This window comes from Pseudomonas lini (assembly GCF_964063345.1).
GTDB classification, from domain to species: Bacteria; Pseudomonadota; Gammaproteobacteria; order Pseudomonadales; family Pseudomonadaceae; genus Aquipseudomonas; species Aquipseudomonas lini_B.
The window spans coordinates 695,833-717,897 of the sequence record NZ_OZ061318.1; the positions used below are offsets into that span (position 1 = coordinate 695,833).

Annotated in this window: 20 protein-coding genes; 13 read left to right on the top strand and 7 right to left on the bottom strand. The window is 55.1% G+C overall.

Going from position 1 to position 22,065, the window contains the following annotated elements; translation table 11 throughout:
- Positions 1–15 precede the first annotated feature (15 nt).
- The 13 genes from tssI (at position 16) to AB3226_RS03255 (ending at position 14,205) form a co-directional block, all read left to right on the top strand.
- Entirely contained in the window at positions 16–2,322 is a 2,307-nt protein-coding gene (tssI, locus tag AB3226_RS03195; RefSeq protein ID WP_367371986.1) for a type VI secretion system tip protein TssI/VgrG, read from the top strand.
- 181 nt (positions 2,323–2,503) lie between these two features.
- On the top strand, positions 2,504–2,914 hold the full coding sequence (locus AB3226_RS03200; RefSeq protein ID WP_367371987.1) for a hypothetical protein: 411 nt from the start codon (positions 2,504–2,506) through the stop codon (positions 2,912–2,914).
- The gene (locus tag AB3226_RS03205; protein ID WP_367371988.1) at positions 2,904–3,242 is read left to right on the top strand and encodes a hypothetical protein; all 339 of its coding nucleotides are present in this window, start codon (positions 2,904–2,906) and stop codon (positions 3,240–3,242) included. The genes AB3226_RS03200 and AB3226_RS03205 overlap by 11 nt, the downstream gene beginning before the upstream one ends.
- A gap of 24 nt (positions 3,243–3,266) precedes the next feature.
- Entirely contained in the window at positions 3,267–4,010 is a 744-nt protein-coding gene (locus AB3226_RS03210; protein ID WP_367371989.1) for a DUF4123 domain-containing protein, read from the top strand.
- Positions 4,007–8,842 (top strand): RHS repeat-associated core domain-containing protein, encoded by a 4,836-nt coding sequence (locus AB3226_RS03215; protein WP_367371990.1) that lies wholly within the window; start codon positions 4,007–4,009, stop codon positions 8,840–8,842. The genes AB3226_RS03210 and AB3226_RS03215 overlap by 4 nt, the downstream gene beginning before the upstream one ends.
- Positions 8,839–9,228, top strand: coding sequence for a hypothetical protein (locus AB3226_RS03220; RefSeq protein ID WP_367371991.1), 390 nt, complete (start codon positions 8,839–8,841; stop codon positions 9,226–9,228). Before AB3226_RS03215 ends, AB3226_RS03220 begins: the two co-directional genes overlap by 4 nt.
- A 213-nt stretch (positions 9,229–9,441) precedes the next feature.
- Positions 9,442–9,570, top strand: coding sequence for a hypothetical protein (locus AB3226_RS03225; protein ID WP_367371992.1), 129 nt, complete (start codon positions 9,442–9,444; stop codon positions 9,568–9,570).
- A gap of 38 nt (positions 9,571–9,608) precedes the next feature.
- Positions 9,609–10,079: a DUF2247 family protein gene (locus AB3226_RS03230; protein ID WP_367375744.1), complete on the top strand. Its 471-nt coding sequence runs from the start codon at positions 9,609–9,611 to the stop codon at positions 10,077–10,079.
- 255 nt (positions 10,080–10,334) lie between these two features.
- Positions 10,335–10,661 (top strand): hypothetical protein, encoded by a 327-nt coding sequence (locus tag AB3226_RS03235; RefSeq protein WP_367375745.1) that lies wholly within the window; start codon positions 10,335–10,337, stop codon positions 10,659–10,661.
- A gap of 129 nt (positions 10,662–10,790) precedes the next feature.
- Positions 10,791–11,195 (top strand): Imm50 family immunity protein, encoded by a 405-nt coding sequence (locus AB3226_RS03240; protein ID WP_367371993.1) that lies wholly within the window; start codon positions 10,791–10,793, stop codon positions 11,193–11,195.
- Between the two features lie 216 nt (positions 11,196–11,411).
- Positions 11,412–11,759, top strand: coding sequence for a DUF6124 family protein (locus tag AB3226_RS03245; RefSeq protein ID WP_367371994.1), 348 nt, complete (start codon positions 11,412–11,414; stop codon positions 11,757–11,759).
- Complete coding sequence (locus tag AB3226_RS03250; protein WP_367371995.1) at positions 11,756–12,022, top strand: hypothetical protein; 267 nt, start codon at positions 11,756–11,758, stop codon at positions 12,020–12,022. The genes AB3226_RS03245 and AB3226_RS03250 overlap by 4 nt, the downstream gene beginning before the upstream one ends.
- A gap of 296 nt (positions 12,023–12,318) precedes the next feature.
- The gene (locus AB3226_RS03255; RefSeq protein ID WP_367371996.1) at positions 12,319–14,205 is read left to right on the top strand and encodes an ATP-binding protein; all 1,887 of its coding nucleotides are present in this window, start codon (positions 12,319–12,321) and stop codon (positions 14,203–14,205) included.
- A 7-nt stretch (positions 14,206–14,212) separates the two neighbouring features.
- Here AB3226_RS03255 and AB3226_RS03260 read toward each other — a convergent pair whose 3' ends face one another.
- From AB3226_RS03260 to AB3226_RS03290, 7 genes are all read right to left on the bottom strand, one after another.
- Positions 14,213–15,031 (bottom strand): cyclase family protein, encoded by an 819-nt coding sequence (locus AB3226_RS03260; RefSeq protein ID WP_367371997.1) that lies wholly within the window; start codon positions 15,029–15,031, stop codon positions 14,213–14,215.
- 418 nt (positions 15,032–15,449) lie between these two features.
- On the bottom strand, positions 15,450–15,614 hold the full coding sequence (locus AB3226_RS03265; protein WP_367371998.1) for a hypothetical protein: 165 nt from the start codon (positions 15,612–15,614) through the stop codon (positions 15,450–15,452).
- A 10-nt stretch (positions 15,615–15,624) separates the two neighbouring features.
- Positions 15,625–15,867, bottom strand: coding sequence for a hypothetical protein (locus AB3226_RS03270; RefSeq protein WP_367371999.1), 243 nt, complete (start codon positions 15,865–15,867; stop codon positions 15,625–15,627).
- A gap of 61 nt (positions 15,868–15,928) precedes the next feature.
- Entirely contained in the window at positions 15,929–17,002 is a 1,074-nt protein-coding gene (locus tag AB3226_RS03275) for a lipocalin-like domain-containing protein (protein ID WP_367372000.1), read from the bottom strand.
- Positions 16,992–19,463 (bottom strand): ABC transporter permease, encoded by a 2,472-nt coding sequence (locus tag AB3226_RS03280; protein ID WP_367372001.1) that lies wholly within the window; start codon positions 19,461–19,463, stop codon positions 16,992–16,994. Before AB3226_RS03280 ends, AB3226_RS03275 begins: the two co-directional genes overlap by 11 nt.
- 1 nt (position 19,464) lies before the next feature.
- Complete coding sequence (locus AB3226_RS03285) at positions 19,465–20,133, bottom strand: ABC transporter ATP-binding protein (RefSeq protein WP_367372002.1); 669 nt, start codon at positions 20,131–20,133, stop codon at positions 19,465–19,467.
- 194 nt (positions 20,134–20,327) lie between these two features.
- Positions 20,328–22,025, bottom strand: a complete 1,698-nt coding sequence (locus AB3226_RS03290; protein ID WP_367372003.1) for a sulfatase-like hydrolase/transferase — start codon at positions 22,023–22,025, stop codon at positions 20,328–20,330.
- Positions 22,026–22,065: the final 40 nt, after the last annotated feature.

Genomic DNA, 22,065 nt, shown 5'->3' on the forward strand with positions numbered 1-22,065 from the left:
CACGAGGAACAAGGGATGTTCGCGCCGGCCAATCAGACTCACTTTGCCCTGACTATCGAAGGTCTGGATAACGATCTCCAGGTCCTTTCCCTGCAAGGTCGGGAAGCCATCAGCCAGCCCTTTGTGTTTGAGGTGGAGCTGGTCAGTGAGCAGCCGTCCCTGGACCTCGAGACCCTGCTGCACAAACCAGCCTTTTTGCAGCTCTCGCCTGACGGCAGCGGCATCCATGGCCAAATCTATCGCGCCGCCCAAGGCGATTCAGGCAAACGCCTGACCCGCTACGCCGTGACGCTGCGTCCGCAGCTGTCCTACCTGGCGCACCGCATCAACCAACGCATCTTCCAGAACCTCACCGTACCGAAAATCGTTGGCATGGTTCTCGAAGAGCATGGCATCCAAAGCAACGCCTACGAATTCAAAGTCGGGGTGATTTATCCCGAGCGCATTTACTGCGTTCAATACGATGAATCCGACCTGCAGTTCATCCAGCGCCTGTGCGAGGAAGAAGGTATCCACTACCACTTCCAGCACAGCACCACGGCCCACAAGCTGGTATTCGGCGATGACCAGACGGTGTTCCCGAAACTCGCGCCCGTGGCCTATCAGCAAGACTCCGGCATGGTCGCCAACGACCCGGTGATCAAACGCTTCGACCTGCGCCTGGAAACCCGCACCAGCCGCACCACCCGCCGCGACTACGACTTCGAAAAACCGCGCTTGACCCTGGAAAGAGAAAACCGTGGCGACGCCCTGCCCGACCTCGAAGACTACGACTACCCCGGCCGCTTCATCGACCGCGAACGCGGTAAGCACCTGGCCAAACGCGCCCTCGAACGTCACCGCAGCGACTTCCAGTTGGCCGAAGGCAATAGCGATCAGCCGTTACTGGTCAGCGGCCACTTCCTGGCCCTGACCCAACACCCGAAAGCCAAATGGAACGACCTGTGGCTGCTGACCGAAATCCTTCACGAAGGCAAACAGCCGCAAGTACTGGAAGAATCGGTCACCAGCGACACGACCCAGCTCAAGGACGATTTCCATCAGGGCTACCGCAACCGCTTCCAGGCCACCCCGTGGGACGTACCGAACCGCCCGCCGCTGAACCACCCCAAACCACGAATCCTCGGCAGCCAGAGCGCCGTCGTTACCGGGCCCAAAGGTGAAGAGATCCACTGCGACCAATACGGCCGCGTCAAAGTGCAATTCCACTGGGACCGTGAAGGCCAGGCCGACGACAAATCCAGCTGCTGGCTGCGCGTCTCATCCGCTTGGGCCGGCGCCCACTACGGCGGCATCGCCATTCCGCGGATCGGCATGGAAGTGCTGGTCAGCTTCCTCGAAGGCGACCCCGACCAACCGCTGATCAGCGGCTGCCTGTACCACAAGGAAAACGTCGTCCCCTACGCCCTGCCGGCGAACAAAACCCGCAGCACCTTCAAAACCCTGAGCTCTCCCGGCGGCGGCGGTTACAACGAACTGCGCATCGAAGACAAAAAGGGCCAGGAACAGATCTTCCTGCACGCCCAGCGCGACTGGGACGAAAACGTCGAACACGACCAGAAAATCCGCGTCGGCAACGAACGCCACGACACCGTCGAACAAAACAGCTACAGCGAATTCAAGGCCGAAGAACACCACACCGTCCACAAAGACCGCAAAGTCGAAACCCGCGCCAACGACCACCTGACCGTGGGCGTGAACCAGCACATCAAGATCGGCACCGGCCAGTTCATCGAAGCCGGCCAGGAAATCCACCTGAACAGCGGCATGAAAGTCGTGCTCGAAGCCGGCAGCGAACTCACCCTCAAGGGCGGCGGCAGCTTCATCAAGATCGACGCCAGCGGCGTAACGCTGAGCGGGCCGGTGATCAACATGAATTCCGGGGGTAGCCCGGGCAGCGGGACTGGGGCGGCGCCGCTGATGCCGGGGGAGCTGAAACAGGCGGATGCAGACAAGGCGGGGGCGGTTCTGAGCCCGGCGCAGATCAATACGCTTAAACGCAACGCACCATTATGTGAAGAGTGCGAGAAGTGCAAGGCAGGTGTATGCGATATAGAAAAACCCAACCACGATACTGAAAAAACCACCCACGACTTAGTGTTCGTCGTGAATGACGAAAAAACGGGCATACCAAAGCCGAATACCCCTTACCAAATCAAGCTTGAATCTGGACTTATTGTTAAGGGTGTTACTGACAGTAAGGGATTGATCCAAAAAGTTTCATCCAACAAACCAGAAAAAGCCACTATCGAGGCCCCCTACTATGGCGACACTACAAGCGACACTCACTCCGACTGCGGATCCGACGCCTGTAGCTGTTAGTGTTTCAGCGGATGAACCGAGTGGTGCTCAGTGGGTGGCAAGGTTCCTGGGCAGCGCTAATGTCACGTCACTTGCATCTCCATTTCGTGAAGCCGTGACAAAGTTTCTTGATGCAGTAAGAGCTGCCGGCGGGGCTGTACACATTTCTGCGACATATCGGCCTCCGGAAAGAGCTTATTTAATGCACTGGTCGTGGAAAATCATTAAAGCGGGCTACGACCCACGACAGGTTCCTGGCTATCCAGGTGACGTTATAAAAATCCAATGGGCACATACTTCCGAGTCTGGCGCATTTGATCAACAGGCCTCTGTACAAGCAGCCAGGGCCATGGTGAATGGTTATGGAATCAGCGGCTTGAACGTCGCCCCGGCGCTTAACTCACGGCACACCCAGAAACAGGCGATCGACATGAATATCAGCTGGTCCGGGACATTAACAATAAATAATTCCTCAGGAACGACGGTCACTATAAGTTCAGATCCCAAAACCGGGATGAACAGTGAGCTTCATAGCGTAGGGGCCACTTATGGCGTAATCAAATTTGTTGGTGGACATAGTGACAAACCTCACTGGTCAAACGATGGGCATTAAAATGCAGACAATCGCGCGCTATTTCTTGCTCATCGCATTCGCCCTCTCACTGCTTTCTTGTGCAGCCGAAAGCGATGACTCAATGCCTGTCGACGTCTCCGATTACATAACAAGCAGAGACAACTGTGACTCTCTGCGCGGAGACATCCCCGAGCCGGACCCCGCCGCCCCGGACAACCTCAGCCGTGTCATCAGCGATATCAATAAATACTGCAAGGGCACAGATCAAAAACTGAAGCAGTTGAAAGAGAAATACTCTGGAAACGAAAGCATTGTGAAGTTGCTCTCGACTTACGAAGAAAATATTGAAGCGGATATGAGTTTTTAGATTCACTCATCAAGGACGGCTGTTGTGAAATCTGAAAACACCAATCCACAGGTCTGGTTATCCGAAACCCCGCTACTGCCGGGTGAACGCCTCTACCTGATCATCAGCGCGGCCAGCGATGTCGAAGCGCTCAAGACGCTTTACCAAAACGAACCGACAACCCAGGCGATCCCGATTTGGGGCGGCACACCCTACGCGACTTGGCAGCCAGTGATGCCCTACCTCACCGAGTTGAAACCCAACTCAAGCTTCCTGCCATGGATTGCCGAAACCGACGCCCTCGATTGGGGATGGCTAGCCGTATCCCGCTCCGAGCCGAACGAGGTTTTCGAACACCTTCGCAGCCTGACTCAAGTGAAGATGCCGGATGGGACTGAAGTGTTTTTTCGGTTCTGGGATGGTCGGCATATCTACCCGATTCTGGATGGGCTCGGCGATGCCGCCGGTGAAGTGCTGCCGGTGTTTGATCGGTACCTGATCAATGGGAAGAGTCTGGAGGTGGGGCCGCACGCGGTGCCACCGGCGAAGGACTGGCCTTGGTGGGTGGTGCCGAAGGCGTTGCTGGATGACCTGACCAAGCAAAACCCGTCGACCGTAATAGGCAACATGATGCAGTGGCTGCAGGACGACCACGCCGAACTGTATTTCTCGTTCCCTGAATCCAACCTGCGAGAAAAAGTGGCGCGCTTCGTAAAGCGCACGCCGCTCATGGAAGAAAACTACACAGGGCTGCTGAAAGCCCACTTGGAAAATGAGGTGGCTGTATGAGCATTTTGATGGGTGAGATCATAGGCAACCTCACGGCAAAACAACCTGATGCTCAGGCCATCATCAGTGACTTCAAGAAGTGCCTGAAGGATTACCGTGAGCATGCCGAGGCCTGGTACGGCGGAGTCCTGGACGCGGAACAGCAATTCAAGGTCGGTGATGAGGTCGGCACTCAGGACAAGGACAGCAAAAAGGAAAACACCCTTTACGCCAACTGCCCGGCAAACGGCAAGCTCACGCTTGTACATAGCTTCGAGTCTGCGCGATTTGTTCCGATCGGCAATACGCCGGTCCGTCTAGTGCCTGTGATGGATGGTCGGTTCATTGGCAAGAACGAAGCCGGACCGGAAATCAACAAGACAATCGACTCGACCGGGATTCTGGAAGTCACCGGCCTCACGCCCAATCAGCAATACAAAATCACATTCTTCCCGAACCCTACTCGCGCGCAGATCGACAGCCTGTTCAACTCCTATCAGGGCGTGATCGGCGATTTGAACGGCTGGTTGCAGACTGAATGGAGCACAAGTTTCCTACCGCTTTGGCAGGCACATACCAATGCATCGATGGGTGGCCGTGTCCTGCAGGAACTGGAGGCCGCATGGGAAGGCTTTCTGAAAGCCATCATGGGTTTGTGGGGCGATATCAAAAGCCTCTACAACCTGGTTGCGCATCCTCGTGAGAACTACGAGAAGCTGAAAAACTTCTTCACCGAAGAACAAATCAAGAAAATTTATGACGCCTCCGCTGAGGCCATTCACACCGCCCTGTTGATCGCCAGCGATGAACCACTAATGTGGATCTACGTTGCCGCCATCATGGCCTGGGTGAAGATGCTGCCACCGCAGACCTGCACGGAAGTGCTGGCTCAGCTGACCACAGAATTCCTGCTGAACATCCTGGTCGGTGTCGTCCTGACCGGCGGTCTCGGCCTGGCCGTGCGCATTGGCACGAAGGTAGTTAAAGCCACGCAAAACAGCGGCAAAGTTGTGAAACTGATTGAAGACTTTACCGGCATGCTGATGAAAGTCAGCAAAACAAGCGCCACACCGCATACCGAGGCTGCTCGGCCTTTACTGCTTAATGGCAATTCGGCATTCAACCCGGCGCGTAAAGCCAACGTTGAGATCGCCCCGCCCAAACCCGCCGAAACAGCAACGGCGCCGAAGAAAAAATCACCTGTCGCCGGTGGAAAAGTGGAAACGGATGCGCAGATCCAAGCGCGCGGCAAAACTGAAAGCGCCACACGCGTCGAGCAAAAAGAGGCGGTCGACAACGCGCCAAATCAATCGAAAAACCCGGCTGACCAACCCACCGAGTGTGCCAACAAAACCTGCCTGAAAGACGACCCGATTTCGATGGTGACCGGCGAGGAATTGCTGACCCTCTCCGATGGCGAACTGGGTGGTTTGTTGCCTCTGGAATGGACGCGCCTTTACCGAAGCAGTGCGGTCGAAATCGACAGCCGTCTTGGCCATGGTTGGAGCCATTCCCTGTCTCATCGTTTGCAACTGGACGATGAAGGTGTGCTGTGGACGGACAACGAAAACCGCCAGATCCGCTTCCCGATGCCAACCGAACAACGCCCGGCTATCACCAACAGTCTGGCGCAGGCGGCGATTTACTTGGGCGATGCTCCCGGTGAACTGATCCTTACCCAGGCGAGGCCAAAAGCACGCTTCTATCACTTCCGTGCCGGGCGATTGATCACCATCAGCGATGCCTATGACAATCGGGTGCATATCAGTTATGACTTTGTCGACCGCATTCAACGCATCGACAACGGCGCAGGCCGCGCTTTGCTGCTGCGTTACGACGACCGTCATATCGCCGCGGTGGATCATCAGCAACAACGCTCCGAGTACAACGAGCGCGGTGAACGCCAGGATCCATGGCTAACCATTCAGACCTTGGTCTCCTACCGCTACAACACGCGTAATCAGCTCGTTTCCTCGACCAATGCGGCAGGTGAAACCGAGCATTACCGCTACAACGATCAGCACGTCATTCTGGAACGGCAACTGGCCGGGGGCGCCAGCTTCTTCTGGGAATGGGAACGTGAAGGCAAGCTTTCCCGTTGCGTCCGTCACTGGGCTAACTACTCGCAGCTGGAAGCGCGTTACGAGTGGGATGACAAAGGTTCAGTGACTGCTTACAACTCCGACGGCAGCGAGCATGTCTACGTGCATGACAAGAATGCGCGTTTGATCAGCGAGACCGCTCCCGATGGCGGGAAAACGCAGAATGCCTATGACGATCAGGGTCGCCTGGTCGCAGTAAAAGACCCGATGGGGGCCATCACCGAGTATCAGTACAGCGATGCCGGGCGCTTGATGGCCGTGATCCCGCCGGAAGACGAACCGACCCGTTACAACTACTTCAATGGTCAACTCATTGATGTCCAGCGAGGTAAAGCGCGCTGGAAGTACGAGCGCAACCGTCAAGGCGATATCACCCAACAAACCGATCCTCAGGGCGCCGAAACCCACTACAGCTACGACCGTCAAGGCCGCCTGCTGGAAATACGTCATCCCGACGGCAGCCGTCATCAACTGGGCTGGAACAATCTCGGCCAACTGCTGGAAGAACGCCTGCCTGACGGCGGCCAACGCAAGTACCGTTACAACGCGCTAGGTCGGCAAATCACACGTCAGGATGAAACCGGGGCCATCACCCATTACCAATGGGACGCCGTTGATCGCCTGACACAAATCACCCTTCCCGGTGGCGCCACCCGCGCCTTCACCTACAACCCGTATGGTCGCGTCACCGCCGAACGGGATGAACTCGGGCGCATCACCCGCTACGAATACGCCGACAACCTGCACCTGGTGAGCCGCCGCATCAACCCCGACGGCAGCCAACTGCGCTACCGGTACGACAACTCGCGCCTGCTGCTCACCGAGATTGAAAACGAACGCGGCGAGCACTACCACCTCGAGTACTACCCGAACGGCCTGATCCAGCAGGAAACCGGGTTCGACGGTCGCCGCACCGCCTACGAATACGACCTCAACGGTCAGTTGCTGAAGAAAACCGAATTCGGCGACGATGGCAGCGAGCTGGTGACCGAGTACCTGCGCGACGCTGCGGGCCGCCTGCTGGTGAAAACCTTGGCTGACGGCGAAGAAATTCACTACAGCTACGACGCCCTCGGTCGCCTCGTTAACGTTGACGACGGCAACTGGCCGCTGGCGTATGAATATGACCTGCAAGATCGCCTGATCACCGAACACCAGGGCTGGGGCACCCTGCGTTACGAGTACGACAGCGTCGGCCAACTGAAACACTGCCGCCTGCCGGACGGCAGCAAGCTCGACTACCACCACCAGCCTGGCGGCCAGTTGAGCAGAATCGACCTTAACGGCTCGCACCTGACCAGCCACCAGTTCAACGCCGGCCGCGAACAGCAGCGCCAACAAGGGCTGTTGCTCAGCCAATATCAGTATGACGAACAGGGTCGGTTGCAAGCACACAGCGTCAGCCAGCGCGAAAAGAATCTGTTCCAGCGCCGCTACACCTACGACGCCAACGGCAACCTTGCCGGCATCGACGATAGCCGCAAAGGTAACCGCAGCTACCACTACGACCCGCTTGATCGCCTGATCAACGTCCGTGGCAGCACGCCTGAAAGCTTCGCCCACGACCCGGCAGGTAACTTGCTGGGCCAAGGCGACCAACCAAGCGCGAACCTGGCTAACGTCAAAGGCAACCGCCTACTGATGCAAGGCGATCGCCATTACGACTACGACGCCTTTGGCAATCTGACCCGCGAACGTCGCGGTACCGGCCAGAAACTCGTCACCGAGTATCGTTACGACTGCCAGCATCGTTTGATCGGCGTCAGCCTGCCGGGTGGCAGCATCGCGAGCTACAAATACGACGCCTTCGGCCGTCGCATAGCCAAAACCGTCGATGGCCGCACCACCGAATTCCTGTGGCAAGGTGAACGCCTCATCGCTGAAAGCGCGGACAACCGCTATCGCAGCTACATCTACGAACCCGGCAGCTTCCGCCCGCTGGCCATGCTTGATGGCGAAGGCCCGCTGAAAGCCACACCGTTCTACTACCAACTCGACCACCTCGGCACGCCTCAGGAACTCACCGACTACAGCGGCGAGATTATGTGGTCGGCGAAATACCGCGCCTACGGTAATCTCGCCACCCTCGACATCGCTGAAATCGACAACCCGCTACGCTTTCAGGGCCAGTATTTCGATGCGGAAACGGGCTTACATTACAACCGGCATCGCTACTACAATCCGGGGACTGGTCGGTTTCTGACGCCGGATCCGATCAAGCTTGCGGGTGGGTTGAATAACTACCAGTACGTGCCTAACCCTACGGGGTGGGTGGATCCGTTGGGGTTGAGTGGGTGCCCAGGGGCAGGAGATAAGGCAGATCCCTCGGTAAACCCAGCAGGTAAAGCCAAAGTCGACACCAAAGAACCGCCGGTTCCCGATGTTCCTTGGACAAGTCCTTCTGTAAAAAGAGCTTCAGATCAACTCGATCAAGGAGCACGAGATGTAACGGTCAATAGCCGAGCAGAGGCCGAAGAACTTTTCAGGGGTAAATATGTCGGCAAAGGTTATAGAAACGCTGAAGAGTTTAACTCAGTGACGGCAAAGGACTACTTTGAAACTCCCAAAGGAAAAGAATCATACTACCATTGGGATGACACTCCTGCTTCCGACATAGACACTAGAAAAGTTCACATGGCAAACCATAGCCCTAACGACCCTCACTCAGCACTACCGCATTTGCAACTACACCCAAAAGACGGCAAAGTAATTCGTATCTATTGGCCAAATCAATTTGAGGGGCAAAAATGAACGACCAAAAAATGATCCCACGAAGTGTTTGGTACGGACTCGAAGGTACAGGCTACGACAAAATCGCACAAGAACTTAAGTCTGAAGATGCATTACTGCGCAAATGGATTGCCATATATGCAATTTACAAATTTGAATTTTCGCCAGATGACCCTTTTCAATATTATGACTTCATAAGCTCATCAAAGAATTCACGCTATGCAGTAATAGAATTCTCAATACCAATTGAAACAATAAAAACAAGCGACGGCATTGATGACCGAGACATCACAATAATAAAACTTGAAACAATGGACTCGGAAGAAGAAATAAATCTCCTTCTAGAAAAAATCAATATTGCACCGGAACTTTTCACACCGCCATGGCGATGTGACTACCCCCTGTAAATTTACAAGTAATTATAAAACTCATACATAAGAGTTGGAAACCTATTTTCTACGCACACATGAAAATAAATCCGCCCCCTTTTTGCTCTGAAAGAGGATCCAACGCACAGAGCACCTAGCTATGTCGTTGATCAGATACCTGCAAAGGGAAGAGTATTTCCGCTCAAGGGCGGAGATGGAACAAATAACACGCTCACACAAATGGAGGGGACAATGAATAACAAACGTGGCATTTTCGAATGGATTGTAAATTCAAAACTAGAGCTAACTCATCAAAGATTCATCCCTGATGGAAAAATGACTGGCACACCAAACCAAATTCCATCAAGACTGCCCAAGTAGATACAAAAATTAAAAATCTTTCGATCGACGGCCATTACATATACAAAAATACCCCATGGATAAATTGGAAGGAGCTTCTATATGGATTTGAGCACGGCTTTGTAGATAAAAAAGGAGTATCGGAATACGTTTGTGAAACCCTAACAGAAAAGTCCTCACAAGAAGCCATTGAGCTCGCCTCATTGCTACCTCAAGAAAATTATTTGGCAAGTGCCTTACTCCAATCACTGGTAGATAAGGACCTCTCCCCAGCAACAGACGCCACCAAACCTTGGATTTTTTTATTACTTTCTTTTTTACTTGAACATCAAGAAGACTATGAAGATCCACTTGAAATAGTTGAAGAGCTGTACGCAGACTTCGACTACCCAGAAGAAATTGCCTCTTTAGTTAGATACATGCCTGCCCCAGAAGGAGTCGAAGGATCCGAAGAGAGGCTATTTGAAAATTGGACAATTGCCTTATCAGCTTATAAAGATTTCTTCGAACAACAGAATAGACCAATTTAATAAGAAGCAAAAAAAAGAACAGCTTTATTTTCTATGGCCTGAAAGCAACAAAATTAAATCTTACATGCTTGAAATTTAACAGCAAATGAAAAGATGACAGATTTATTTTCTTGTCGCCTTTCTTCGCTCATGAAAATATATCTGTCACCTTTTTCGATTCAGCAACAAAACACTACCAAACGGAAAACAAACGGGCAGAACACAGAGCGAATATAATGAAGCAACCCACTTCAACAAGGAGCCAGAAAAGTGAAAATGATCTCCGTACCATTGAGCTCCGAAGCAATGAAACGTTTAGATCTAGATGAGTGTTTATCAGGAGACCTTGAGGAACTTCAACTATCAGAAGAGCACTACATACAACTATCGAAATCCGGGACAATTGAAAAAATAAATTCATCTTTAGGAAAGGTGATAGACGAGTTCGAGGACGAAAGCATTCAGGGCCAAGTAGAGCTTAGCGCCCTGCTGAAAATACTAAATGAAGCGCCTGAACATATAGAGCTTGACATAATGGAAAAAATTATCCATCTAAACAAACCAACCCTACAAAATGATACTGGATTGTTCTTTTATTTTTAGAACCAAATATATATCTCCAGGAAAATGGGTAAAAGCAGTTAAGGGGGATGTTTTTATTTTCATGCACATAGAAAATATCTGCCTCATTTCTTTATACCCCTTTTCTCAGTTCGGTCACAAGGTGCAAAAATGAAGTTCTGGAACGATATCGATGGCAGCATTTTTTTCAACCAGATTTTCAAAACCCCCGTAGCAACTGGCCTCATTGAACTTTTCACAGTAAACATCGACAACAACAGACCAACGATAATACTTGAATTTGACATCGAAGAACTCCCTGCCCCCCCTCCCGCAAAATGGAAAAAGGCTGAATTCAACACATGCCGCATCGGTTTAAACTGCAGCGAAATCAGAGGCCTAACGATCAAAAATATACCTACAAAAGAAAAACTTAGTATAAGAATCACTCAGCGCGAAAATCTCTTCACGATTCACGCCTCTAACAACAACTCGATAATTGAATTCACAACAAAATCTCCGCTACTTTGTGGACCCTCAGTTTATATGAACGATAAAAAACCCGAGCTCACTTAAAACGAAATCTGACTCAATTTTTTAGCCCTTCGGGACGCCTGACAAAAGCATCAGACATTTCCCACAAAACCCATCGCCCCCATGAACTTGTACACCCCTTCCTCCCCAGATAACCTCCCCCAGCCGCTGCAACCTCAGCGACCGGTTTTGACAGACCGAACACGATCAAGGCATGCAAATGCCGCTTTGCGGCTCCATTGTTTCAGGAGCTTTACGATGAAAAAATTTCCACCCGACTCCCTCGACCCCCACCAACTCAGCCAAGCAACCCAACGCACTATCAGCTCCCGCCTCCGCGATCCCAAAAATCCCGACCCCATCAGCCACGTTTTCACCCTCCTCCCCAACATCGACACCGAAACCCTGCTAAGCCACGCCTGCGAAACCCTCGCCTCGCTCAACGTGCTGACGACCGACTTTGCCTGCGAGCTAGAAGGCTCGCACCGCAGCCTGGCGCTATCGATTCAGCAATTGGCCGTGCTGGGGGAGTTGTTGGTAAACCGGGCGCTGGACAATCTCGATCCACACGGTGGGGCGTCCGATGTTCAGGAGGTGCAGCCATGACTCGATACATACCGATTACCGGCATCGACTGCGCGATCCCTTCCCTGCTGATCGACACTGAAGCGCCTGTCGACGTGTTGCACGACACGGCGGCGTATCGCATTCGCAGCGTCACTCAACTGTTGGAAACACTTTCCCTGGGCGAAGCGCTTGGTGGTGATGCTGCGCTGTTGCAAGAGTTTGCGCGGGTGTTGGCCATCCCGTTGCGCGATGGCTGCGATTTGCTGGATGTGGTCGGACGGCGGTTGCGAGCGCCACTTTAAATCATCAATAAAAATGGGCGACCCAGGGTAGGGTCGCCCATTTTTATGTCCGAAGCTTTTAAACATCGCCTCCCAGACTTATGCACTCAGCACTTCGCAGCGTTTGTTAAAAACCGTCTTTAAACTTCTGATCAATCCAAGAAATCGACTCAACATTGTGAACACAAAAAACCCAAAAAACTGGCTATTCGGTCAAATAACTCCCTCACCGCATCATCTAAAAACAGCGAAAACAACAATGGTTTTCAGCCAGTCTTCAACCTATGCTTGGGCATACAGTATGGAGGCTGTGATTTATGTTCAAACTCAGACGGAAAACATGGGCGTTACTTTTGGTCTACATCGTAGGTGTCAGTGGCTATATCTACTACCTCTACGTCGAGACTCAAGGCATTCTCACTGACAATGTTAATAACAAGCTGCTGCATGCCGCGTTGGGGGCTTCGGCCATTCTTGGCGACCGCTACCATGACAATCTGATCGACAAGCAGTCCAAATCCGAAGCAGAAGACTGGAATACCATTCAGCGGCTCTCACGGTTCAACGAGTCCATGGGCACCGCCTTTGTCTACAGCGTGGTCAAACGCTCGGGTGAGGCTTACCTGGTCAGCTCCAGCGCATCGAAAAAAGAAATTCAAGAACAGAATTTCGTACGCTTTTTCGATCCCTACCCGGATGCCAGTCAGGCGTTGCTCGACAGTTTTGAGCGCACCGAACCCACCTGGATCGACTACTCGGATCATTGGGGAGACTTTCGAGCTGTCTTCGTTCCCATGAAATCGCAGGACGGTACGATTTATGTTGCTGGCGCAGAGATGACGTTGGCGGATTACTACCAGCAACTTAATCAGGACTCTCTGCACCATATCATCCTGGCCATTCTGGTATTTCTGGCCTTCAGCCTTTTGTTCGTGATTGACTTGTTGCGCATGCGTGCTCATCTGCAGCAACTGCAAATAAACGAACAAGTGTTGAATCAAGCGAAAAATGCCGCGGAGGACGCTGATCGTTCAAAAACCAGATTTTTGGCGACCATGAGCCATGAAATCCGCACGCCGATGTACGGTGTCATCGGTGCGACCGAGTTACTGGCGGGGTCCGCCCTGAATCCCGAGCAAAGCAGTCTGCTTAATACGATTCATACGAGCGGACGAACCCTACTGTCGCTTATCGACAACATTCTCGACCTTGCAAAAATCGAAGCGGGCAAACTTGAGTTGAAGCCTTGTGTGTTCGACGTGAGAACACTGGTTTCATCCAGTACTGCGATGATCCGGCAAAACATTCAGGACAAGCCGCTAGTACTTGAGGTCCAAATTTCACCGGACGTACCGCTATTGGTCAAAACCGATCCCGATTGCCTTCGCCAGATATTGATTAACTTGCTGGGCAATGCGGTCAAATTCACCGAAACCGGAAAAGTATCGCTCGTGGTCACGACTAGCGGTTACGGCCCTCGCACTCGACTCGAATTCTCCATACGCGATACCGGCATAGGTATCCCCATGGAACGGCAAGACAGTCTGTTCAAGCCCTTTGCCCAGTTTAAAGAGCTGGCCAGTCAACGCTTTACCGGGAGTGGGCTCGGTCTTTCAATCTGCAAGAATCTGGTCGAGGCGCAGCAGGGGACTTTATCCTTTACCAGTCAGTCTGGCGTCGGATCGACGTTCTCCTTTTCGCTCCCCATGGCGCTTTTTTCAGTCTCGGAAATACCCGTCGGGGACGATCATGCACCCGTTGGTTTTGATTCATCGTTTGCCGGGGATTATCCACTCGATATCCTGCTGGTAGAGAACCATCCCGTGAGTCAGAAAGTTGCCATGGCGATGTTGCAGACGCTGGGTTATACACCCGACCTTGCGTCAAATGGCCTACAGGCAGTCAATGAATACATGATGTCGACGCCAGATATCATTTTTATGGATATCAACATGCCTGTCATGGACGGGCTAGAGGCCATCCGTAAAATCCGCCACCTGGCACTGGGCGATACTTGCTATATCGTCGCTTTCACCGCGAGCGCTTTTTCGAGCGAGATAGAACGTTTCAGGGCCGCCGGTGCCAATGACATTTTAACCAAACCGGCAAACTTTCAGGCCTTGACCCGAGTACTTCAGCGTGCAGCCAACTACCGGCAGCGGTTCCAGCCCAGCACGCCGGTAGTTGATACTGTTTCAAGTTGACATGGACTCAGGGCACAAACGCCATCACGGAAACAGGAGAACCTGACCCCTCTTTCAGTCGAAGCACGCCAATGACCAATGTCGTGCCTTTGGCGGGTAGCTGATCGAGGTTAGTCAGGCACTCCAGGACGATGCCTTCTTTCGCCAGAATCTGGCTGTTGGTGGCGTAAACCGTGTCCTGCCCTGGATCAGCTCCGTGCGTATCGATACCGACACCGGCTATCTGGCGTTCTTCAAGCAGAAACTTTGTCGTTGCAGCACCCACACCGGGAAAGTGCGGGCCGCTTGCATCTTCATTGATAAAACGCTTGGGATCGTCCCACAGGGCTTGCCACCCTGTATAAAACAGCACAACAGAACCTTGGTCGATGCGCCCATGAGCCTGTTCCCATTGCTCGATGTCCTGGATGCCAATCACATAGTCCGGGTTGTTGCTGGATTGGGTTCGCATATCAATCACAACGGCCGGCCGCACCAGGGACTCTGGCTTATAGGCATCAATCCCAATGGCATTGGGGTGAAAACTATTCGGCGCGTTCATATGGGTTGCACTGTGCTCGCCAATGCTGAAACGCCGCAGGTAATAACCGTCTTTTTCCTGTGAGGCCACCACATCGAATGTCACCGGCGGGTCGTTTGGCCAAAGCGGGATGGACGTGCTGATGATATGGCTGAGGTCGATAACCTTTCGAAACTGAATACTCTGCATTCCTTTGACGTCCTTTTCCTCTGCGAAACTTTTAGCGGCGCCGACCGACAGTAAAGTGGCCAATACACCTATTGAAATTCGTTTAAAACAGCTGCTGTCTTGCTTTGATGTCTCCATAACGATTGACTACTCCTTCGATCATTAAAGGGTTTCTGCCCTCTCGTCCACCCGTGCCCAGCTGTTCTCTATTCTCTGCTGGTTGAGTCTGAAGAGGTTTCTGTATCGGAGAGTATCAATATTGATCGTTTCACTGCATCACGGAGGTAACCACCTTGCGTCTCAGACCTCGATCCAAGGCAACCTCGCTCAACCGGTAAGGTCCTCGGGCAACGCTTTAACCCACCCAATAAAAATGGGCGACTTCAAGGTCGCCCATTTTTAATGTCCGAAACTTTTAAACATTGCGTTCCAGAGGAGGTGTTCGCCCAGTGTAATGGCCTGGCAATCCATGCACCGGTAAAGAGCCCTGACACCGGGCGAACGGGAAGGATTTTAATAGAATTTGGCCGATATGTCCTCGGTATAAACATGAAATTTATGCACGTAATATTTCGTGAGCTTTTGCTAAAAAATCGGATACAAACTTCTTAAAACTCACCGATTCGACCATTAAAAATGATTGTTCTTCTAGCGCTATTTGCACGAGAACAATCAATACGTCGTCGGGGTTTTCCAAGGGAGTGGTCGGTTTGGGATTCATGGGGTTTTCCTCAAGCTTCGGGATCGTCGACTTCGTGGGCGACGTTCACGGCGGGTGAGTCTTTGTGGGATTGATCGGCCTTGGTTTTGAGGATCTGCCATTGCTCGAGGTCGATGGCGCCCTGCCCCAGCAGATCGTCGGCGATGCGCGGTAATTCGCTGTAATGCGCGTCGGGAGATTGCTGCCAGTAGGCCTTGTCGTCGAACAGCCGCTGCCAGGTGGCAAGGGTCGGCGGTTTGAGGTCGTCGCTCATGGCGGGCTCCCGTGAATGGGCTTCATTACGTAGGAAAACGGCGTGGCGTCGAGAGTTCCGGTCAATACCCGGTCATCTCCAGATACCCCTGCCCGCCATGACTGCCGCTGAGCCGCACCGGCCCTTCCCAATAGGGAATGCGCAAGTCCATCCAGGCTTTGGGGTTAACGGCGGCGATAGTGATATCGAGGTGCTTGGCGGGGATTTTGATCGACCAATGCACGGGCATTGAACGCCCGGCCACGTTGGCGGTGTCTTGGGGTGTGAGGCTGATGTCGTCGGCATGCAATAACTGCGTCTGCCCTTGCGCATCGATCCAGGTGCCGGTGAGGTATGGCGCGCCGTCCTTTTGCCGCATGCGGTAGAGCATGACGTGTTCGCCGCTGTCCAGGTGCAGGGAGAACCAGTCCCAGCCGGTCTGGTTGGCGGTCAGGGGTTGGCTGCTCCACTCGCGGTCGAGCCAGGCCGGGCCGCTGACCGAGTAGGTTTTGCCATCGATTTCCAGCGTGCCATTGGCCTGGAAAAACGGCTGGCTGTAGTAGTACGACGCCTGGCCCTGTTCGGATTTCTGGCTGAAGCCTTTGTCTCCCTGAAGTACCAGCGGACGTGTGGAAGTCAGTCGAAGCTGGTAGCTGAAAGCCTTGTCGCGGGCGCTGAGTTGCAGGTCCGCCAGAGGGTCTTCGTGGGTGGCCTGACTGCTGAAACGCCAGTCGTCGATCCATGCGTTGAACGGCGCCAGGCTCACTCCGGCCTGGCCGACGCCGCCCCGGGCGTAGCGTTCGGCGGCATGATGGGCCGTGGCAGAAGTCACTGCCGCATGGCCCAGCCAGATGGTCTGATTGCTCCAGCCAGATTGTTCGGGAGTCGCTTTCAAGGCGCTGCGAAACAGCGTCCATTGGGCGCCGAATTCCTGGCCCTGATCGTCCTTGAGGTTGGCGGTGACGTACCACCATTCGATGCGAAAACCATCGTGAGGGCCGTGGTCCGCCGGAAAATTGAAGACTCGCCCGGGCACCACCGGGGTAAATGCGGCGGCCTGATGGCCGAGGCCGGCGAAGCCTTTTTCCGGCGCAGGCGTGTTGTCGCATCCGTTCAGCAGCGCGGCCAATAACAACACGCCGAGCTTAATCTTCATGAGCAAACGTCCTCAGCAGGTCCGCCGGTTGCGTGCGATACAACGAGTACAACGGCCACGCTGACGCGAGCAATGTCGCAATCAACGCCAGGCCCATCAATTGCAACAGTTGCAACGGAAACACCCGCAACGGCAAGCGCCAGCCGAACGCCTGAACGTTGATCACCGTGTCCAGGCACCACGCCAATGCGATGCCCAACGGCAATGCCAGCACCAGCGTCAACACCGCCAGCAACCAGGTTTGCCCCAGATTCAGCAGCATCAACTGCCGCCGCGTCACGCCCAGCGCCCACAGTGGCGCGAGTTGCCCGAGGCGGCTCTGGCTTTGGGTCAGCAGGCTGATGAACAGTGCCACGCCCGCGACGCAAAGCGTCAGGCTGTTGAGTGCAGCGGTGGCGGCGAAGGTACGTTCGAACACTTGCGTGGACCAGCCCTTGAGCCGGGCCTGATCGACGATGCGGCTGTCATCCAGGGTGAAGCGGGCTTGCAGCGTGGTCAGGAACCCAGGGATCGATGCCGGTTCGATGCGCAGGTTGAAACGGCTGGGCGTCAATTGCGGCCAACCGCGCAACAGGTGATTGATGTTGACCAGCAGATGCCCCTTGGGATTGCCATAGTCGGCGTAGATCCCGACGATCCGTGGCGACCATGGGCCATTTGGTGTGGGGATCGTCAGTTGATCACCGAGCCGTACCTTCAACCGCCGCGCCAGTTGCTCACTGAGCATCAGCGCGTCGTCCTTGGCCAGTCGCTCCCAAGGATTGTCACCCAAGGCTTCCAGCAGCGGCCAATGCTGACGATAAGTCGGGTGATCGATTACGCCAAAAATGTCCGTCGGCCAGCCCTGCAGCTGAATCGACACCTGCCAGTTCGGCAGCACCGCGGTGACTTGAGGTTGTTGCTTGAGCCAGGCGTGCAGTTCTCGAGCCTGGGCCGGATTTTGCGGATTGAGGTACAGCTCGGCGGTCAGGCGTTGTTCGAGCCAGTTGCTGAACGTCTGGCGGAAACCGGCGGTCATGCTGCCGGCGCCGATGTTTGCCGCCAGCGCCAGCAACAGCGCCATCAAGGCCAGGCTCAGGGCCGGCAGTTGCTGGCGGCAGTCGGCGAGAAACCATTGGCCGAGCACCGAACGACTGCGCCCAATCACCCAGTTGAGCACACTGTTCAACACCACCGGCAAGGCCAGTGCGGCACCGATCAACAAGGCGGCCATCAACACGAAGCCGCTGCTCAAGCTGTCGCCGAAGCTCAATGCCAATAACGCGATCACCGCAGCTATCACCGCGACCCAACCCTGGCGCCGCAACCAGCGCGCGTGGGCCTGATGCCAGGCTTGCGGATTGGCCAGCGCCAGCAACGGCAAACGCGCCGCACGCAGCAAACTGTTGGCGCCGGCCAGCAAGGCGCCGAACAGGCTCAGGCCGATACCACTGAACCACCACAGCGGACTGAGGTTCAACTGCCCCGGCACTTCGGCACCGTACAAACCGCGCAGGCTGGCGGCGACGTCCGGCAACAGCACACCGGCCAGCAGGTAGCCGCTAACGACGCCGGCGATACCACCGATCAGCGCCAGGCCACCCAGTTCGACGGCAAGGCAGGCAATCAACAGGCGTGCGCTGACCCCGCAGGCGCGCAGGGTTCTGAGCAAGCTTCGGCGTTGCTCCAGCGCCAGGCCGATCGCCGCGTGAACGATGAACAGACCGACCACGAACGACAAAAAGCCCAAGGCATCAAGGTTCAGGTGGAAGCTCTCGGTCAGGCGCGCGAGATTGTTTTCTTCGCCGCTGCTTTTGAACTGAAGTTGGCCCTTGAGCTCATCAGGCAAGGTCGCGGTGAAATCCTTGGGCAGCAGCAGGCGCGACAGTTGATCGGGCAATTGCAGAATCTGTTGGGCGAAGCCGATGTCCACCAGCAACACACCGGGCGCCATGTCGGTCTGGGCACGCAGCGGCGGCAAGGTGACTCCGCTCTGGGCCACCGGGGTTTCACCTTCGTGCAAGCCCAACGCCTGCAAAGTTTGCGGTGAAATCCAGGTGCTGCCCGGCGGGGTGAAAAACTCGACAATCTGCTCGATCGGCAACGACCGCCCGGCCACCGCGGAACCGGCCGGCAACGACACCGGTTCAATGCCCATCAACTGCAAGCGCTGGTCTTCATGGCCCTTGAGCGTCACCCGGCCTTGCAACACCGGCGATACCGGCCAGCCTGCACGGCGCAGATCGACAAACACTTGCTGGGAAAACACCCCACCGCCGGGCGCACTGAGGCTGGCTTGCGGTTCACCGCCGATCAGCTGACTGGCCCGGGCGTAGCTTTCTCGCGCCTGGCTGTTCAGCGCTTGCACGCCGGTCAGCAGACTGGTGGCGAGCCAGAGCCCGGTCAGCACACTGAAAAATTGCACCGGATGCTGTCGCCAATGGCTGAGCAGCGCCCGCAGCGTCTCGCGAAAAACCCGCACCTTAGTGCTCGTCCGCGCCAGCCAGACGACCACCGTGCAGTACCACTTTGTCTGCCAACCGAGCGGCGACTCTTGGGCTGTGAGTGACCACCAACAACGTCGTCGGGCTGTCGTCGAGCAGTTCCAGCAACAACTTCAACACCTCATCGCTGGTCGCTTCATCGAGGCTGCCGGTGGGTTCGTCGGCCAGCAGCAGTTTCGGTTGCGATGCCAGGGCGCGACCCAGCGCAACCCGCTGCTGCTGCCCGCCGGACAGTTGTTCCGGATAGCGCCGCAGCAAATCCCCCAACCCAAGACGTTGCACCAGATGCGCCTGCCAACGTGGATCGTGGCGCCCGGCCAGACGCGCCTGAAACGCCAGATTGTCTTCGACGCGCAAACTGCCGATCAGGTTGAACTGCTGGAACACCAGACCGATTTCGGTCCGCCGCCAGTTTGCCAATTGGCTTTCGTTCATTTGCTCCAGCCGATGCTCGCCGCTGCGGATGCTGCCGCGATCGACCTTGTCCAGCCCGGCGATCAGGTGCAGCAAGGTGCTTTTGCCACTGCCCGATTCGCCCATCAGCGCCAGGCTGCTGCCGGGCTTCAACGTGAGGTCGACGCCTTGCAGCACGGGCAATGGGCCTTGGGGGGTGGCGTAGCTTTTGAAGACGCCCTGGACGTGAAGCATGAAGGGGAAACTCTTTTGATGAGTGGGGGGCAAGGGTAGAGAGTACACCCGATAATCTTGGGTTGAATGGTCTGACGTCTTCGCGGGCAAGCCCGCTCCCACAGTGATCGAGGCGAACCCAAACCTTGCGTACGCCATCGCCCCTGTGGGAGCGGGCTTGCCCGCGATGAGGCCCGGTCATTCCATCGAAAATCTCACTGCCCCACCGCCACACTCGGCACCACCTGCCCCGGCGTCACAATGCTGTTCAGATCAATATGCTTCCACTCAGGCTTGGCCCCCAGCCGCGCATTAAACCGATAGTTAAAGGTGAAATCGTCCGCCGTCGGCACACTCAACGGTTTGCCGTACACCGCCTCGATCCCCGCCAAGTCATAGCCCATCAACTGCAGCAACGTCGGGAAAATGTTGTAGTGACTGGAGCGATCCTTATTGGCCGGCAACTGCGCCTGCCAGTCCAGGGTCTTCAAATCGCTGCCAGAAATCACCACCAGCGGCACCACCCCCTCCTCCTCCACCGGATCACCACCGCAGTGAGTATTGAGCCCAGGGTTACCGCGTTCGTGCAGATCCTGCCCGTGATCCGAGGTGTAAATCAGCAGCGCATGACTCAAATCCGCCTGAGCGAAAACCCGTGCGAAGAACTCGCCGACATTCCACAACACGGTATTTTTATAGGCGTTGCGGTACAGCAACCAATCATCCGGTTGACCATTGAAACCATCGCGTGTGCCCGTGTCCGCCACTTCGACAAACTGCCCACGGGGCAATGTCGGGCGGTAAGCCATAAACGCATCCGGGTACTTGTCGTGCACGGGAAAATGCGCACCGACCTTGTTGATCACCACCAGCTCCGGCTTACCGTCGTTGAGCAGATCGATCAGCTTGGCCGCCGCCGCCATGTCGCGGTCACGCACGCTGGTCTGGTCGAATTGCACGAACTCATCGATGTCGTTTTTCTCGGCAGCGTTCATCAGGTTCTGCAAGTTGCCAGCGGTGCGTTGGGAGTCGATGTAAACGGTGCGCAGCCCGGCGTTCTTTGCGTACTGCCAGATCGACGGCAGCGTGCTGTTGATCCGTCTGTAGTCGGCGCGGGTGCCACCGTAGCGCAGGGTGACATTGGTGTCGGCACTGCAATTGGCGATGGACGCCGCGTAGCCGTAATTGAAAATGTCCACGCCCGGGCGCGGTTCCTTGAGGTTACTGTGCACACCGAACGGCGTGTTGATGTCCAGGTAGTTGCCGGAAATGCTCTCGTCGATGATCAGCACAATGTCGTGCCCCACCGGCTGATCGATACGCGTCAGGCTCACCGGTTCACGCGGGCCGACGGTGTTGTGCAGCGCTTCATAGGTGAACAGATTCAAATAGGCCAACGGCGTGTACATGATCGGCAAGCCACGGGCACCCTCGCCGGCCCGCACGAACAGTACGACGCTGAGCAGTAGCACCCCGAGCACTGGCGCTGCCACCAGCAGTGCACCCGGTAATGGCGCCCGTCGACGCGGTTTGAGCCCGATACCGAACAGCAGCAACAAACCACTGACCGTCCCGCTGATGATTGCATCGCGGTACTGATAAGCCGCTTCCTGAATGAACCCGCCGGAATACACCAACGACACGAAACTGCTGTAAGTCATGTAGCCGGCAGTCACTTGCGTATAGACGTCAAAGAACACCGCCGAGCCAAACATCGCCAACGCGAACAGATGACGGATCAGCGTCTGACGGATGTAGGCGGTCATGAACAACGCCACTGTCAGCACGACGAACATTGCGCCATACAACAGCACAGGAAAACCGATGCCCAGCGCGTCAAGACGATCGAGGTAGTCGTCGTAATGCTTGAGCAGATACAGAACCAGCAGCAGTTCCTTGAGGTAACGGATCATGGTGATTACAGCACCTCCGTGGCCAATAGATTGCCGGCCA

Coding starts and splice junctions, on each gene's coding strand:
- AB3226_RS03265 (WP_367371998.1), bottom strand. CDS start 15,614: ATGAATCCCAAACCGACCACTCCCTTGGAAAACCCCGACGACGTATTG.
- AB3226_RS03270 (WP_367371999.1), bottom strand. CDS start 15,867: ATGAGCGACGACCTCAAACCGCCGACCCTTGCCACCTGGCAGCGGCTG.
- AB3226_RS03250 (WP_367371995.1), top strand. CDS start 11,756: ATGACTCGATACATACCGATTACCGGCATCGACTGCGCGATCCCTTCC.
- AB3226_RS03285 (WP_367372002.1), bottom strand. CDS start 20,133: ATGCTTCACGTCCAGGGCGTCTTCAAAAGCTACGCCACCCCCCAAGGC.
- AB3226_RS03200 (WP_367371987.1), top strand. CDS start 2,504: ATGCACTGGTCGTGGAAAATCATTAAAGCGGGCTACGACCCACGACAG.
- AB3226_RS03205 (WP_367371988.1), top strand. CDS start 2,904: ATGGGCATTAAAATGCAGACAATCGCGCGCTATTTCTTGCTCATCGCA.
- AB3226_RS03255 (WP_367371996.1), top strand. CDS start 12,319: ATGTTCAAACTCAGACGGAAAACATGGGCGTTACTTTTGGTCTACATC.
- AB3226_RS03215 (WP_367371990.1), top strand. CDS start 4,007: ATGAGCATTTTGATGGGTGAGATCATAGGCAACCTCACGGCAAAACAA.
- AB3226_RS03225 (WP_367371992.1), top strand. CDS start 9,442: ATGAATAACAAACGTGGCATTTTCGAATGGATTGTAAATTCAAAACTA.
- AB3226_RS03245 (WP_367371994.1), top strand. CDS start 11,412: ATGAAAAAATTTCCACCCGACTCCCTCGACCCCCACCAACTCAGCCAA.
- AB3226_RS03260 (WP_367371997.1), bottom strand. CDS start 15,031: ATGGAGACATCAAAGCAAGACAGCAGCTGTTTTAAACGAATTTCAATA.
- AB3226_RS03240 (WP_367371993.1), top strand. CDS start 10,791: ATGAAGTTCTGGAACGATATCGATGGCAGCATTTTTTTCAACCAGATT.
- AB3226_RS03220 (WP_367371991.1), top strand. CDS start 8,839: ATGAACGACCAAAAAATGATCCCACGAAGTGTTTGGTACGGACTCGAA.
- AB3226_RS03290 (WP_367372003.1), bottom strand. CDS start 22,025: ATGATCCGTTACCTCAAGGAACTGCTGCTGGTTCTGTATCTGCTCAAG.
- AB3226_RS03275 (WP_367372000.1), bottom strand. CDS start 17,002: ATGAAGATTAAGCTCGGCGTGTTGTTATTGGCCGCGCTGCTGAACGGA.
- AB3226_RS03235 (WP_367375745.1), top strand. CDS start 10,335: ATGATCTCCGTACCATTGAGCTCCGAAGCAATGAAACGTTTAGATCTA.
- tssI (WP_367371986.1), top strand. CDS start 16: ATGTTCGCGCCGGCCAATCAGACTCACTTTGCCCTGACTATCGAAGGT.